Annotated in this window: 13 protein-coding genes; 7 read left to right on the top strand and 6 right to left on the bottom strand. The window is 69.9% G+C overall.

The window, feature by feature from the left end:
- Positions 1 to 30 precede the first annotated feature (30 nt).
- The 3 genes from lspA to ALI144C_RS56815 all read left to right on the top strand — a co-directional run bounded on the left by lspA (position 31) and on the right by ALI144C_RS56815 (position 2,237).
- Complete coding sequence (lspA, locus tag ALI144C_RS23795; RefSeq protein WP_076989601.1) at positions 31 to 549, top strand: signal peptidase II; 519 nt, start codon at positions 31 to 33, stop codon at positions 547 to 549.
- A 237-nt stretch (positions 550 to 786) separates the two neighbouring features.
- Positions 787 to 1,551, top strand: a complete 765-nt coding sequence (locus ALI144C_RS56810; RefSeq protein ID WP_202819042.1) for a hypothetical protein — start codon at positions 787 to 789, stop codon at positions 1,549 to 1,551.
- A 5-nt stretch (positions 1,552 to 1,556) separates the two neighbouring features.
- A complete protein-coding gene (locus ALI144C_RS56815; RefSeq protein WP_202819043.1) occupies positions 1,557 to 2,237 on the top strand; it encodes an IS200/IS605 family accessory protein TnpB-related protein in 681 nt (226 codons plus the stop codon).
- On the opposite strand, the gene ALI144C_RS23805 is transcribed toward ALI144C_RS56815, so the two are convergent.
- Positions 2,212 to 2,499 (bottom strand): putative quinol monooxygenase, encoded by a 288-nt coding sequence (locus tag ALI144C_RS23805; protein WP_076989349.1) that lies wholly within the window; start codon positions 2,497 to 2,499, stop codon positions 2,212 to 2,214. The genes ALI144C_RS56815 and ALI144C_RS23805 overlap by 26 nt on opposite strands.
- Positions 2,500 to 2,593: 94 nt before the next feature.
- Between ALI144C_RS23805 and ALI144C_RS23810 the strand changes: the two genes are divergently transcribed.
- Both ALI144C_RS23810 and ALI144C_RS23815 read left to right on the top strand, forming a co-directional pair.
- Positions 2,594 to 3,778, top strand: coding sequence for an MFS transporter (locus ALI144C_RS23810; RefSeq protein ID WP_076989350.1), 1,185 nt, complete (start codon positions 2,594 to 2,596; stop codon positions 3,776 to 3,778).
- Between the two features lie 100 nt (positions 3,779 to 3,878).
- A complete protein-coding gene (locus ALI144C_RS23815) occupies positions 3,879 to 6,035 on the top strand; it encodes an MMPL family transporter (RefSeq protein ID WP_076989351.1) in 2,157 nt (718 codons plus the stop codon).
- 126 nt (positions 6,036 to 6,161) lie between these two features.
- On the opposite strand, the gene ALI144C_RS23820 is transcribed toward ALI144C_RS23815, so the two are convergent.
- Positions 6,162 to 7,145 (bottom strand): aldo/keto reductase, encoded by a 984-nt coding sequence (locus ALI144C_RS23820; protein ID WP_076989352.1) that lies wholly within the window; start codon positions 7,143 to 7,145, stop codon positions 6,162 to 6,164.
- Positions 7,146 to 7,329: 184 nt separating this feature from the next.
- Between ALI144C_RS23820 and ALI144C_RS23825 the strand changes: the two genes are divergently transcribed.
- Both ALI144C_RS23825 and ALI144C_RS23830 read left to right on the top strand, forming a co-directional pair.
- Positions 7,330 to 7,791 carry a DUF4383 domain-containing protein gene (locus tag ALI144C_RS23825; protein ID WP_076989353.1) on the top strand — a complete coding sequence of 154 codons (462 nt, stop codon included), beginning with the start codon at positions 7,330 to 7,332 and terminating at the stop codon, positions 7,789 to 7,791.
- 40 nt (positions 7,792 to 7,831) lie between these two features.
- Positions 7,832 to 8,296 (top strand): SRPBCC family protein, encoded by a 465-nt coding sequence (locus ALI144C_RS23830; protein ID WP_076989354.1) that lies wholly within the window; start codon positions 7,832 to 7,834, stop codon positions 8,294 to 8,296.
- A gap of 190 nt (positions 8,297 to 8,486) precedes the next feature.
- On the opposite strand, the gene ALI144C_RS23835 is transcribed toward ALI144C_RS23830, so the two are convergent.
- Genes ALI144C_RS23835 through ALI144C_RS23850 form a run of 4 tightly spaced genes read right to left on the bottom strand, consistent with a single transcriptional unit; the run spans position 8,487 to position 11,939 of the window.
- Entirely contained in the window at positions 8,487 to 9,314 is an 828-nt protein-coding gene (locus ALI144C_RS23835; RefSeq protein WP_143230822.1) for a class II fructose-bisphosphate aldolase, read from the bottom strand.
- Complete coding sequence (locus tag ALI144C_RS23840) at positions 9,314 to 10,183, bottom strand: 1-phosphofructokinase family hexose kinase (protein WP_237774282.1); 870 nt, start codon at positions 10,181 to 10,183, stop codon at positions 9,314 to 9,316. Before ALI144C_RS23840 ends, ALI144C_RS23835 begins: the two co-directional genes overlap by 1 nt.
- Positions 10,180 to 11,064 (bottom strand): ROK family protein, encoded by an 885-nt coding sequence (locus ALI144C_RS23845; protein ID WP_076989355.1) that lies wholly within the window; start codon positions 11,062 to 11,064, stop codon positions 10,180 to 10,182. The genes ALI144C_RS23840 and ALI144C_RS23845 overlap by 4 nt, the downstream gene beginning before the upstream one ends.
- Complete coding sequence (locus tag ALI144C_RS23850) at positions 11,061 to 11,939, bottom strand: SIS domain-containing protein (protein WP_076989356.1); 879 nt, start codon at positions 11,937 to 11,939, stop codon at positions 11,061 to 11,063. Before ALI144C_RS23850 ends, ALI144C_RS23845 begins: the two co-directional genes overlap by 4 nt.
- Positions 11,940 to 12,088 lie beyond the last annotated feature (149 nt).

The following is a 12,088-nucleotide window of genomic DNA, read 5'->3' on the forward strand; positions in this document are numbered from 1 at the left end:
GTGGTGGGTGGGGCGCATAGGGTGGTGGTGATGGATACGTCAGCTTCCCGTCCGTTCGTGGCGCGTGTGCCGGTGGTGTTCGCCGTGGCCGTGTTGGTGGTCGCGTTGGACCAGGGGTCGAAGTTCTGGGCCGAGTCGGCGTTGCGTGGTCGTGCGCCGGTGCCGGTGTTGGGTGAGTTGCTGCAGTTGCGGTTGTTGTACAACTCGGGTGCGGCGTTCTCGATCGGTGCGGGGTCGACGTGGATTTTCACGATCATCACGGCGGTCGCGGTGGTGGTGTTGGTGCGGTTCGCGTTGAAGCCGGCGTCGGTGGTGCAGGCGGTGGCGTTGTCGTTGTTGTTGGGTGGGGCGGTCACGCATCTGTTGGATCGGTTGTTTCGTGCGCCGGGGTTCGCGCGGGGGCATGTGGTGGACTTCATCGACTACAACGGGTGGTTCGTGGGGAATGTCGCGGACATCGCGTTGTTCTGCGGTGCGGTGTTGTTGTTGATTCCGGCGTTGTTCGGTCGCGACGGGACCGTCGATGGCGACAAGCACGGTGGACCTTGAGCATCAGACTGCCTGGCTGGCGACGTGGTAAAGGCCGGTCATCGGGTGGTGTGAGTCGACGATCTGGTGCGGGACACGGCCGAGATGCTGACACCTCGTTCTGCGCCCGCCGCTATGGACGCCGGTCGGCGAAGAACCGTGCGCGCAAGGCGTTGGCGGCCGCTGAGGATGGCTGACACCCGCGGGCAGCCGCTGCGGCGGATCGCCCGTCCGTTCGTCGCTGATGGGCCGTCAGGCGTGTCGATCCGTGACCGGCTCAAGGGGTTGACACTTCGGGACGAGAAGGTTCTGCGGCTGGTGGGTGGGCATCTGGGACGATTGGCGTCCGGTGACTTGGCCCGTAGGTGCCGGGATGGCCTGGAGCACTCCGCGGAGACGTGGGCCGAGCGTAAACGGGGGCTGACCGCCGAGGCATCGTCTCGCTGGGCCGGGTCGATCACCTCCAACACCCACGACCAGTGGGGGCTGTCGCGCCGTGCGCAATGGCGGCATCTGCAGTCGCTGGACGCTGGTATCCGCACGATTCGTCACCGCCTGTCGCTGCCCATCGGGCAGAAAGGTACCCGGAGCGAGCCCGGCGGATACCGCTGTGAACGAGAGTGGTTCCACAAGACGCGGCGACTGGCGATTCTTGAGACCGATTACGAACACGTATCGGCGCAACGTGATGCGGGCCAGGTCTCTGTCGTGCGGGGTGGCCGTCGGCTGCTCAACCAGCGGCACAACCTGGCTGCCGCGAACCGGACTGAGGCTGCGTGGCGGGCCGAGTGGGAAGCGGCGCGCTGGTTCTTGACCGCGGATGGCGAGTCTGGCAAGCGGTACGGCAACGAGACGGTCCGCGTCACTCTCGACGGTGAGGTCAGTATCAAGCTGCCTGGACGCGTCCTGGACACGCAAAGACCTGCCAGTCATCCCCTTGGACGTGCTGCAGGCTGGGGGCGTGATCGGCGTGGACACCAACGCCGACCACCTGGCCGCGTGGCTGCTGGACGAGCACGGTAACCCCAATGGGCGCCCCGCGCCGCTTCGACTACGCGCTGACCGGCACCGCCAACCATCGTGACGCCCAACTCCGCCACGCCCTGACCAGGCTTCTGCACTGGGCCAAGAACACCAACATGCGGGCCATCGCGATCGAAGACCTCGACTTCACCGACTCCACAACCCGTGAGAAACACGGCCGGAAGAAGAAAATCAGGCAGCTCATCTCGGGCATTCCCACCGGCCGACTCCGCGCACGACTGGTCAGCATGTGCGCGGAGGCCGGTATCGGCGTGATCGCCGTTGATCCCGCCTACACCTCGATATGGGGTGCCGAGCACTGGCGAAAGCCCCTCACCACTCGTCATCGCCACGTAAGCCGCCATCACGCGGCCTCGGTGGCGATCGGCAGGCGCGCCCTCGGCCATCGGATCAGGCGACGGACGGCACCGCCCCGCCAGCACCAGAGCGATGCTGGCGGGCATCGGATCGCCCAGGCCCGACCCGATGGCCACGGGCACGAGGAACACCGCCCCCGCGTACCCGGACCACGGACACGATCCGTCGGCGCTGAACGCGGCAGGAACGCGGCCGACCAGAACGCCCAAGACCGTTCGGGGCGTTCGGCTGAGCATGGGTCCCGACACCAGGACTCATTCCCGCTCAGTCCCTTTGGAACGGTTAGAACACGGGGCGTTCGTGGGTGACGGTGTATTCGCGGACGTGTTCGGCGTTGATGGGGATGCCGGTGGTGGGTGCGTCGCAGGTGTCGCGCCAGGTGGTGAGGTGTTCGCGGGTTTCCCAGCGTTCGTGGATGTAGATGCGGGTGGGGTCGGTCGGGTCTGGGGTGATGGCGGCGTCGAGGCAGCCGGGTGCGTGGCGGGCGCGGCGGATGAGGTCGTGGTGTGCGGTGATCTGGGTGTCGCGTCGGGTGGGGTCGATGGTGACGTATCCGGTGATGATGAGCATGTGACTCGTGACGTGTCGGCGCGGGGGAACTCATCGGTCCGGACTCGTCGATCGGTGCTCGACGTGGTGTGGTGGGGTGGGGCAGGCTGGCGGGATGATCGTCCGTCGGGGCGTCACGGTCGCGTTGATCGTGGTGTGTCAGAGTTCGCAGGCGTTGGTGACGGGTGGTATCGCGTTGTTCCTGCCGTTGATCCGGCAGGATGTGGGGTTGAGTTTCGCGCAGGGTGGGGCGGTGGCGGCGGCGTCGACGTTCACGTACGCGTTGATGCAGATCCCGGTGGGGGTGTTGGCGGATCGGGTTGATCCGCGGGTGTTGTTCCTGACGGGGTTGTTGGGTGTGAACGTGTTGGCGTGTGGGTTCGCGGTGATTGATTCGTTCGGGTGGTTGGTGGTGAATCAGGCGGTGTCGGGGGTGTTGCGGTCGTTGGCGTTCGCGCCGGGTTTGATTTTGGTCAGTCGTGAGTTTTCGTCGGGCAAGCAGGCGACGGCGATGGGGTTGTATGTGGCGGGCGGGTTTTCGTCGAGCATTGTGTTGAATGTGGTGGGTCCGTTGTTGGTGGGTCCGTTGGGGTGGCGGGGTGTGTTCGCGGTGTGCGCGGGGTTGGGTGTGGTGGCGTTGGTGGGGTATTGGCTGGTGGGTGGTGCGGGGCGGGCGCGGGATGTGGGGCGTCGGTTGCCGTTGCGGGAGTTGCCGCGGTTGTGGCGGCATCCGGTGGTGGTGGTGACGTCGGTGATCCAGTTCGTGCGGTTGGCGGCCACGCATGGGGTGGTGATGTGGCTGCCGAGCTTCGTGGTGGTGGAGAAGGGTTATTCGATCCAGACCGCGGGGGTGTTGGTGGCTGTGGCGGCGGCGTTGACGGCGCCGTCGAACATCATCGGCGGGTATGTCGCCGATCGGACCGGGCGGCCGCTGGCGGTGGTGGGGGTGTCGTTGACGGTGGTGGCCGCGTCGTTGGCGGGGTTGATGCTGGCCGAGTCGTTGCCGGTGATCGTGGCGATGGTGGCGGTGAACGCGGTGGTCATCCAGGTGTATTTCGGGCCGTTGTTCGCGATCCCGATCCAGCATCTGGGGCGGGAGGTGGCGGGTGCGGTGAGCGGGTTCGGGAATTTCTGGGCCAATCTGGGTGGGTTCGCGGCGGTGTGGACGTTGGGGGCGCTCAGGGACGCGACGGGCACGTTCGACGCGGGTTTCCTGGTGTTGATCGGGTTGTGTGCGGTGCTGGTGGTGCGGCGGATTCCGGTGCCCGCCGAGTCGGGGGTTTCCGGGCGGTCGAGGTAGGGCTGTCCCTACGGTCAAGTGCCCTGCGCGTACCAGTGATCTTGGTGTGGGGACGCGACAGGCTCGTGGTCACACGTTGTTGATCACGAGGAGCGGGACCATGACGTCACCACCGTTGACCGTGCGGGCTGCGCGGTGGAGCGCACGCCACCCTTGGCGGGCGATCACCGGGTGGGTGGTTTTCGTCGCGTTGTGTCTCGGGGTGAGTGCGTGGGTCGGTGGCAGGGCGCCGGACAATCGGGATTTCCTCGTCGGGGAGGCCGGGCGGGCCGAGGCGATGGCGATGGACGCGGGCATGTTGCCGTCGCCGGTGGAACGTGTCCTGATCAGCCCGGCGGAGCAGCCCGCGGCGCGGGTGGCGGCGGCGGAGGTCACCGGCCGGGTGCGGGCCTTGCCCGGGGTGGCCGAGGTGGCGTCGCCGCGGCGTTCGGCGGACGGCAGCACGCTGTTGGTGGCGATCACCATGGCCGGGGACATCACGCGGGCCAAGGTCGACCTCCCGGCGATCGAGAGCGAGGTCCAGGCGGTCGCGGCGGCTCACCCGGGGTTGCGGGTGGAGCAGACGGGTAACGCGTCGAACTCGCGTGGGGTGAACAAGCAGTTGGCGGACGGGCTGCTGCACGCGGAGATGATCACGCTGCCGGTGACGTTGCTGATCTTGTTCGTCGTGTTCGGGTCGATCGTGGCCGCCGGGGTTCCGTTGTTGCTGGCGTTGTCGTCGGTCGGGGCGTCGATGGGGTTGTACACGGTGGCGTCGCACGTGTTCCCGGACGCTGGTGGCGCGGTGGCCAACGTGATCCTGATGATCGGGCTGGCGGTGGGTGTGGACTACTCGTTGTTCTACCTCAAGCGTGCCCGGGAGGAACGGGCGCGTGCGGGTGGCGAGTTGACGCATCGGGCCGCGGTCGAGTTGGCGGCGGCGACGGCGGGCCGCACGGTGGTGGTGTCGGGTGTGGCGGTGTTGGTGGCGGTGGCCGGGTTGTATCTCGCTGGGGACATCGTGTTCTCGTCCATTGCGACGGGGTCGATCATCGTGGTGCTGGTGTCGGTGGCCAGTTCGCTGACGGTGTTGCCCGCGTTGCTGGCGGTGTTCGGGCGGCGGGCGGATCCTGGGCGGCTGGCGCGGCGGTGGGCTCGGCCGGGTGCGGGTCGGGTGTGGCCGAGGATGATCCGGGCGGTCGTGCGGCGGCCTGCGGTGACGTTGCTGGTCGGGGTGACGGGGTTGGTGCTGATGGCGTTGCCGGCGGCCGGGTTGCGGCTGAAGGTGGAGGGCAACGAGACGTTTTCCCGTGCCATTCCGCAGATGCAGGCCTATGACCGGCTGGTGGCGCGGTTCCCGGCGGAGGGTGTGGCGCATCTGGTCGTGGTGCGTGCGCCGGCGGCGCAGGCCGGTGCGGTGCGGGAGGCGTTGGTGTCGCTGGCCGACCGGGCGCGCGGGGATCTCGCCGGTGCGGCGCGGCCTCGGGTTTCCGCGGATGGCGCGGTAGCCACGCTGGAGTTGCCGATCGCCGCGGCGGCCAGTTCGCAGGAGGGTGCGGCGTCGTTGCGGCGGTTGCGGAGCGGGTTGTTGGCGGACACGGTCGGGCGGGTGCCGGGGGCCGAGTACGCGGTGTCGGGTGGGGTGGCGCGCAACGTCGACTATGTCGGCAACCAGTCCGAGCAGTTGCCGTGGGTGCTGGGTTTCGTGCTGCTGCTGACGTTCCTGACGCTCCTGGTGGCGTTCGGGTCGGTGGTGCTGGCGGTGGTCGGCACCGGGTTGAACATCCTGTCGGCCGGTGCCGCGTTCGGGGTCATCGTGGCGGTGTTCCAGAACACGTGGGCCGAGGGGCTGCTCGGGTTCACCTCGGCCGGGTTCGTCGGCGCGCACCTGCCGTTGATCTTCTTCGTGATCCTGTTCGGTTTGTCCATGGATTACCAGGTGTTCGTGCTCAGCCGGATCAAGGAGGCCCGGGACCGTGGTCTGTCCACGCGGGAGGCGGTGGTCGACGGGATCACCGGTTCGGCGGGCATGGTGACCAGTGCGGCGGTGGTGATGGTGTCGGTGTTCGCCAGTTTCGTGTTCATCGACCAGTTGGAGATGAAGCAGATCGGGTTCGGGCTGGCCTTCGCGGTGCTGCTGGACGCGGCGGTGGTCCGGATCCTGATCCTGCCCGCGTTGCTGGCGTTGCTGGGTGACCGGGCGTGGTGGCCGTCGCGGCGGCGGGCGGTCGCTGCCGGGGATCCGGGGCTGCTTCGATCCAGCGAAACTCACGCGTGAGCCGCCAGCTCGACACCCGCCTCGCTCCCCTGGCCGGGGCGGCTGTGTCCGGGCGTTCGGTCGGCGTGGTCGCGTTGGGCGCGGACGGGTACCGGGTGCTGGTCTCCCCTACGGCGAGGTCACCGGCTACCCCCGGGCGCCCTCAGCGGTGTGCGCGGGGGTGTAGCGCTCGCCCGTCACCTGGTCGCTCAGCGGGTCCAGGGCGGCCAGCGCCTCGGCGTCCAGGGTGAGCTCCAGCGCGGCCGCGTTCTGCTCCAGCCGGGCCGGGCTGCGGGTGCCCGGAATGCTCGCCACCGCCACCCCGAGCTGCTCGGCTTGGGCGTACACCCAGGCCAGCGCCACCTGGGCCGGGGTGGCGCCCAGCCGGTCGGCCACCTCGCGCACGGTCCGCGCGATCTTCTCGTTGGCCTCGCCGGCGAAGCGGGGGTTGGTGCGCCGGAAGTCCTTCTCGCCCAGCGTGGAGCGGTCCAGGGTGCCGGTCAGGAACCCCCGCCCCAGCGGCGAGTACGGCACCAGCCCGACCTCCAGCTCGGCCATCACCGGGGTGAGAGTCTCGACGTCACGGGTCCACAGCGAGTACTCGCTCTGCACCGCGGTGATCGGGTGCACCGCGTGCGCCCGGCGCAGCAGTCCGCCGTCGACCTCGGACAGGCCCAGATGACGGACCTTGCCCGCCTCGACCAGTTCGGCCATCGCCCCGACGGTCTCCTCGATCTCCACGTCCTGGGGCGGGCGGTGGGCGTAGTACAGGTCGATCACCTCGACGCCCAGCCGCAACAGCGAGGCGTCGCAGGCGCGCAGCACGTAGTCCCGGGCACCGCGGATGCGGCGTGCCCGGTCACCGGCGCTGCGGTCAATGCCGAACTTGGTGGCCAGCTGCACCTGGTCCCGGCGGCCGTGGATGGCTCGGCCCACCAGCACTTCGTTGTGCCCGGTGCCGTAGGCGTCGGCGGTGTCCAGGAACGTGACGCCCAGCTCCAGAGCCCGGTCGATGGTGGCCAGGCCGCCGTCCCAGTCGGCGGGGCCGTAGCTCTCGCTCATCCCCATGCACCCCAGGCCCATCGCGCTGACGGTGAGTCCGGGCGAGCCGAGCGTGGTTCGGGTGATCATGCAGTCCCGTCCAGTACCGCCTTCACTGTTCCTCGAAGGCCGATGAGCGGCCGTTGAGCGAAATCCAGCGGGGATGAATCGTTTTGTCATCGATTCTCGGGGTATCGCTGAGCTACGCGACCCGGCGTCCAGCCAGGGCCCGTCACCTTTTGTCTTTCTGGAGCATCGATCGGGAGGCACGACCATGACTCGCTCACCGACACCCACCATCACCCGCAGCCCCGGGCAGGTGACCGCCGCCGTGGTCGGAGTGGTGTTCCTGCTGGTCGGGATCGCCGGGTTCATCCCCGGCCTGACCACCGGCATCGACCAGCTCTCCTTCGCCGGGCACCACTCGGGCGCGATGCTGCTCGGCGTGTTCGCGGTGTCGATCCTGCACAACATCGTGCACCTGCTGTTCGGCATCGCCGGTCTCGTACTGGCCCGCACACCTCGCGGCGCCCGCGCCTTCCTGGTCGGCGGTGGCGTGGTCTACCTCGTGCTCTGGCTCTACGGGCTGGTCATCGACCACGACTCGGCCGCGAACTTCGTGCCGGTCAACACCGCCGACAACTGGCTGCATCTCGGCCTGGCCGTCGGCATGATCGCGCTGGGCCTGATCACCGGCGGCCTGGCCGCGACCCGCCGCACACCCACTCGCGCCTGACCCGCCAGTTCCCTCCGCACAGGAAAGGCAACAACCCACGATGAGCACGATCACCGAGTCCGTCGACGTGGACGTCGACGTCACCACCGCCTACAACCAGTGGACCCAGTTCGCCGAGTTCCCGCGCTTCATGGACGGCGTGGACGAGATCAGGCAGCTCGACGACACCCACACCCACTGGAAGATCACGGTCGCCGGCGCGACCCGCGAGTTCGACGCGACCATCACCGAACAACTGCCCGATGAGCGCGTCGCGTGGCGCTCCGACGACGGCCCCACCCACGCCGGTGTGGTCACCTTCCACCGCCTTGACGCGAACAAGACCCGGGTGACCGCGCAGATGGACATCGACCCCGACGGGTTCGTGGAGAACGTCGCCGACAAGCTCGGCATTCTCGACCGCCGCGTCAAGGGCGACATGAAGCGGTTCAAGGACTTCATCGAAAACCGCGACGGCGCCGAGACCGGCGGCTGGCGCGGTCAGGTCGACCGCCCCGACGCCTGACCGAGCCTCCGGGCGCGGCATCGCGACCTCGTCGCCGACGGTGTGAGCACCGCCTCGGCCGCGCGACTGGCCTTCCTCCCCGCCAGTACCGGCACACCAGTGCCGGTGCTGGCGGACCCGGCCGGTCTGTGGGAGGGCGACATCTGACCTCGTGGTTCGCCTGACCTCGATGGGTAAGGCGGCGTGGGCCTCAGTCGCCGGCGAGGACGCCGAGCAGGTGCGCGACGGTGTGCGCGATCGCGTCCCGGGCGGGCGCGAGGTATTTGCGGGGATCGGAGGAGCGCAGGTCGGCGTCGCGGATGGTGCCGGTGAAGGCGACGTTCAACGCGGTGCCGATGTTGATTTTCACCATGCCGTGCCGCACGGCGGCGCGGAGTTGGTCGTCGGGGACGCCGGAGGAGCCGTGCAGCACCAGCGGCACGGGCACGGCGCCGCGCAGCCGGGCGATCAGGTCCAGGTCGAGTGCGGCGGTGCGGGTGGTCATGGCGTGAGAGCTGCCGACGGCGACGGCGAGAGCGTCGACGCCGGTGTCGGCGACGAATGTGGCGGCGTCGTGGGGGTCGGTGCGCACACCGGGGGCGTGGGCGCCGTCTTTGCCGCCGACTTCGCCGAGTTCGGCCTCGACCCACAGTCCGGCGCGGTGGGCCCACGCGACGGCGTGGCGGGTGGCGTCGACGTTCTCGGCGTAGGGCAGTGTGGAGGCGTCGACCATGACGGAGGCGAATCCGGCGTCGGCGGCTTGCCGCAGCAGCAGTTCGTCCTCGATGTGGTCCAGGTGCAGTGCGACGGGCACGGACGACTCGGCGGCGACCGCGGCGGCGGCGCGGGCGATGGGCAGCAGCCTGCCGCCGTGGAAGCGGACGCAGTTCTGGCTGATCTGCAGCAGGACGGGTTTGCCCGCGGTTTCCGCACCGGTGACGATGCCTTCGGCGTGTTCGAGGGTGATGACGTTGAACGCGCCGACACCTGTCCCGGTGCGGATCGCCTCTTCGACGATCGCGGATGTCGGTACCAGCATCAGCTCTCCTCCACGGTCACTGCTGTGGTGAATCGGTGGTAGGCCGCCGGGTCGTAGGAGCCGGCGGCGGGGCTCAGGACGGCGGCCGCGGACAGGGCGACCGCGTCGGCCAGGACGGCGGGCCACGGGCGGTGGTGGGCCATGCCGCGGGCCAGCGCGGCGGTGAACGCGTCGCCGGCGCCGGTGGCGTTGCCGGTCAGCGGCCCGGGTGGGCGGGCGCGCCAGGTGCCCTCGGGGGTGGCCAGCACAGCGCCGTCGGCGCCGAGGGTGGCGGCGACCGCGACGCCCAGTGTCGTGCAGTCGGACGGCAGGTCGGGTGCGCGGCCCAGCAGCCGGGTCAGTTCGTCGAGGTTGGGTTTGACCAGCGCGGGACGCGCGGCCAGGCCGTGGCGCAGCGGGTCGCCGTCGGTGTCGAGGATGACCGGCGCGGGGCTGCGGGTGATCAGCTGCGCGTAGGCGTCGCTTGCCAGGCCAGGCGGGAGGCTGCCGGACAGCACCACCACGCGGGCGTGCGCGGCGAGGTGGTCGAAGCGGGTGAGCAACGCCTGCCACTCCCCTGGGCTGATCACCGGCCCGGGTTCGTTGAGCAGGGTCGCGCCGGTGTCGGGGGCGACGATGGTGACGGTGCGGCGGCTCTGGCCGGTGACCGGCACGAACCCGGGCAGTTCGGCGGCGAGGCCGGGTCCGGCGAACCCGGTGGCGGTGACGGGTTCGCCGAGCTGCGTGAGCACGTCGGCGACGTTGACGCCTTTGCCGCCGGGGCGGGTGTGCACGTCGTGCACGCGGTGGGCGTGGCCGGGACGCAGGGCCTCGACGCGGTAGGTGACGTCGAGGGCGGCGTTGAGGGTCACGGTCAGGATGCCGGTCACAGCAGGCTCCACGCGCGGATGGCGGCGCCGAGGCGGCCGGCGGCGGCGCCGAGCTGGGCGGGGGCCAGGTGCGGCGCCGTGCGCCAGGTGAGCCGGTCAGTCAGGTGGGTGCGCAGCGGGCCGAGGAGGGTTTCGCCCGCTTGGGCCAGTCCGCCGCCGAGCACGATCAGGGTGGGGTCGAGCAGCATCGTGTATGTGGTGAGCGCGTGGCCCAGTGCGGTGATCGCGTCGGTGAGGACCCGCTGGGCGTGCGGGTCGGTGGCGGCGCGGGCGACGACGTCGGCGGCGGTGAGGGCGGGGTCGCCGTAGCGGCGGGCGATCGCGGCGGCGGAGGCGTAGGTCTCCAGGCAGCCGCGTTGCCCGCACGCGCAGGGTTCGTCGCCGACCGGGACGGGCGCGTGGCCGATCTCGCCGGCCATGCCGCCGGCGCCGCGGTAGGGCGTGCCGCCGGTGAACACGGTTCCGGCGATGCCGGTGCCGATCGGCAGGAACAGGAAGTCGTCCACGCCGCGCGCGGCGCCGTACTCGTGTTCGGCGATGGCGCCCGCGCGCACGTCGTGGGTGACCGCGACGGGCAGGCCGAGGCGGTCGGTGGCGATGTCGCGCAACGGCAGGTCGCGCCAGCCGAGGTTGGTGGAGTAGCGGGCCACGCCGTGCTCGTCGTCGACGATGCCCGGCACGGCCAGGCCGACCGCGTCGGGGCGGCCCGCGGCGGTGGCCAGGTCGGCGGCGAACGCCAGGATCCCGTCGACAGTGCCGGGCGGGCGCGGGGTGGGGCGTTGCTCGACGCAGCGGGTGTCGAAACCGCGGGTGCTGCCGTCGCGGTCGACGACAGCGCCTTTCATCAGGGTGCCGCCGACGTCCAGCGCGACGACACTCACGTGAGGATGACCGAGCGGGTCAGGTTGCGGGGCGTGTCGATGTCCAGGCCGCGGCGCGCGGCCAGGTCCAGTGCCAGCCGGTGGGCGCGCACGAGTTCGGCGAGCGGGTCCAGCAGGGACACCTCCACGTGCGCGCCGGTGGCGCGGACCTCGTCGAGCAGGCCGTGCGGGGCGTCGCCGAACACCCACACCAGGGAGGCGATGTCGGCGATGGCGATCGGGCCGTGCCGGTACTCCATGCCGGAGTAGGACTCCGACCACGCCTGGGCGGCTTCGCGGACTTTCAGCGCGGCCTCGTTGGCCAGGCCGACGGTCCAGCCCGCGCCGAGGAACGTGAACTGGCGGAATCCGTCGATGTCGTCGGGCAGCGGCACCGTCAGCGCGCGTTCGGCGTGTGCGGGCAGCGCGGACACGTCCTCGCCGAGGTGTGCGCGAAGCAGCGTGAGCAATGTCGTCGGGAACCGGGTTTGGACAACCGACTGCTCATCGGCGAACTCGAGGGTGATCACGTCGTCGGCCAGATCGCGCAGCGGGCTGCCGGGCACCGCGGTGATGGCCGAGGTCGCCGAGACGCGGCCGATCTGCGACAGGGCGCGCAGGATCTCAGTGGTCGTGCCGGAGCGGGAGATCGCCAGGACCCGGTCGTAGCGGCGGGTGAGCGGGAACTCGGACGCGGTGAACGCGTCGGTTTCGCCCTGGCCTGCGCTTTCCCGCAGCACCGCATAGGACTGGGCGACGAACCACGATGTGCCGCAGCCGATCACGGCGATCCGTTCGCCCGGCTGGGGCAGGCCCGCGGGTTTGCCCGCGGCCACCTCGATGGCCGTGCGCCAGCACGCGGGCTGGCTGGCGATCTCCTCCGACGCGTGACTCATGAGACCTCGATACCCGTAGCGATGACCAATGATGAGCGTTTCTGCTTCATAGTAGGTCAGAGCATGCAGTTTTACGCAACACTGGGCGTGGTTGTTGGCGTTCAGCGCTGTTTACTGTGACGATCTGCACCGATTCGGGTCCAGAAAGT

Source organism: Actinosynnema sp. ALI-1.44, from assembly GCF_001984155.1.
GTDB lineage: Bacteria > Actinomycetota > Actinomycetes > Mycobacteriales > Pseudonocardiaceae > Kibdelosporangium.

Coding starts and splice junctions, on each gene's coding strand:
- lspA (WP_076989601.1), top strand. CDS start 31: ATGGATACGTCAGCTTCCCGTCCGTTCGTGGCGCGTGTGCCGGTGGTG.
- ALI144C_RS56815 (WP_202819043.1), top strand. CDS start 1,557: ATGGGCGCCCCGCGCCGCTTCGACTACGCGCTGACCGGCACCGCCAAC.
- ALI144C_RS23805 (WP_076989349.1), bottom strand. CDS start 2,499: ATGCTCATCATCACCGGATACGTCACCATCGACCCCACCCGACGCGAC.
- ALI144C_RS23810 (WP_076989350.1), top strand. CDS start 2,594: ATGATCGTCCGTCGGGGCGTCACGGTCGCGTTGATCGTGGTGTGTCAG.
- ALI144C_RS23815 (WP_076989351.1), top strand. CDS start 3,879: ATGACGTCACCACCGTTGACCGTGCGGGCTGCGCGGTGGAGCGCACGC.
- ALI144C_RS23820 (WP_076989352.1), bottom strand. CDS start 7,145: ATGATCACCCGAACCACGCTCGGCTCGCCCGGACTCACCGTCAGCGCG.
- ALI144C_RS23825 (WP_076989353.1), top strand. CDS start 7,330: ATGACTCGCTCACCGACACCCACCATCACCCGCAGCCCCGGGCAGGTG.
- ALI144C_RS23830 (WP_076989354.1), top strand. CDS start 7,832: ATGAGCACGATCACCGAGTCCGTCGACGTGGACGTCGACGTCACCACC.
- ALI144C_RS23835 (WP_143230822.1), bottom strand. CDS start 9,314: ATGCTGGTACCGACATCCGCGATCGTCGAAGAGGCGATCCGCACCGGG.
- ALI144C_RS23850 (WP_076989356.1), bottom strand. CDS start 11,939: ATGAGTCACGCGTCGGAGGAGATCGCCAGCCAGCCCGCGTGCTGGCGC.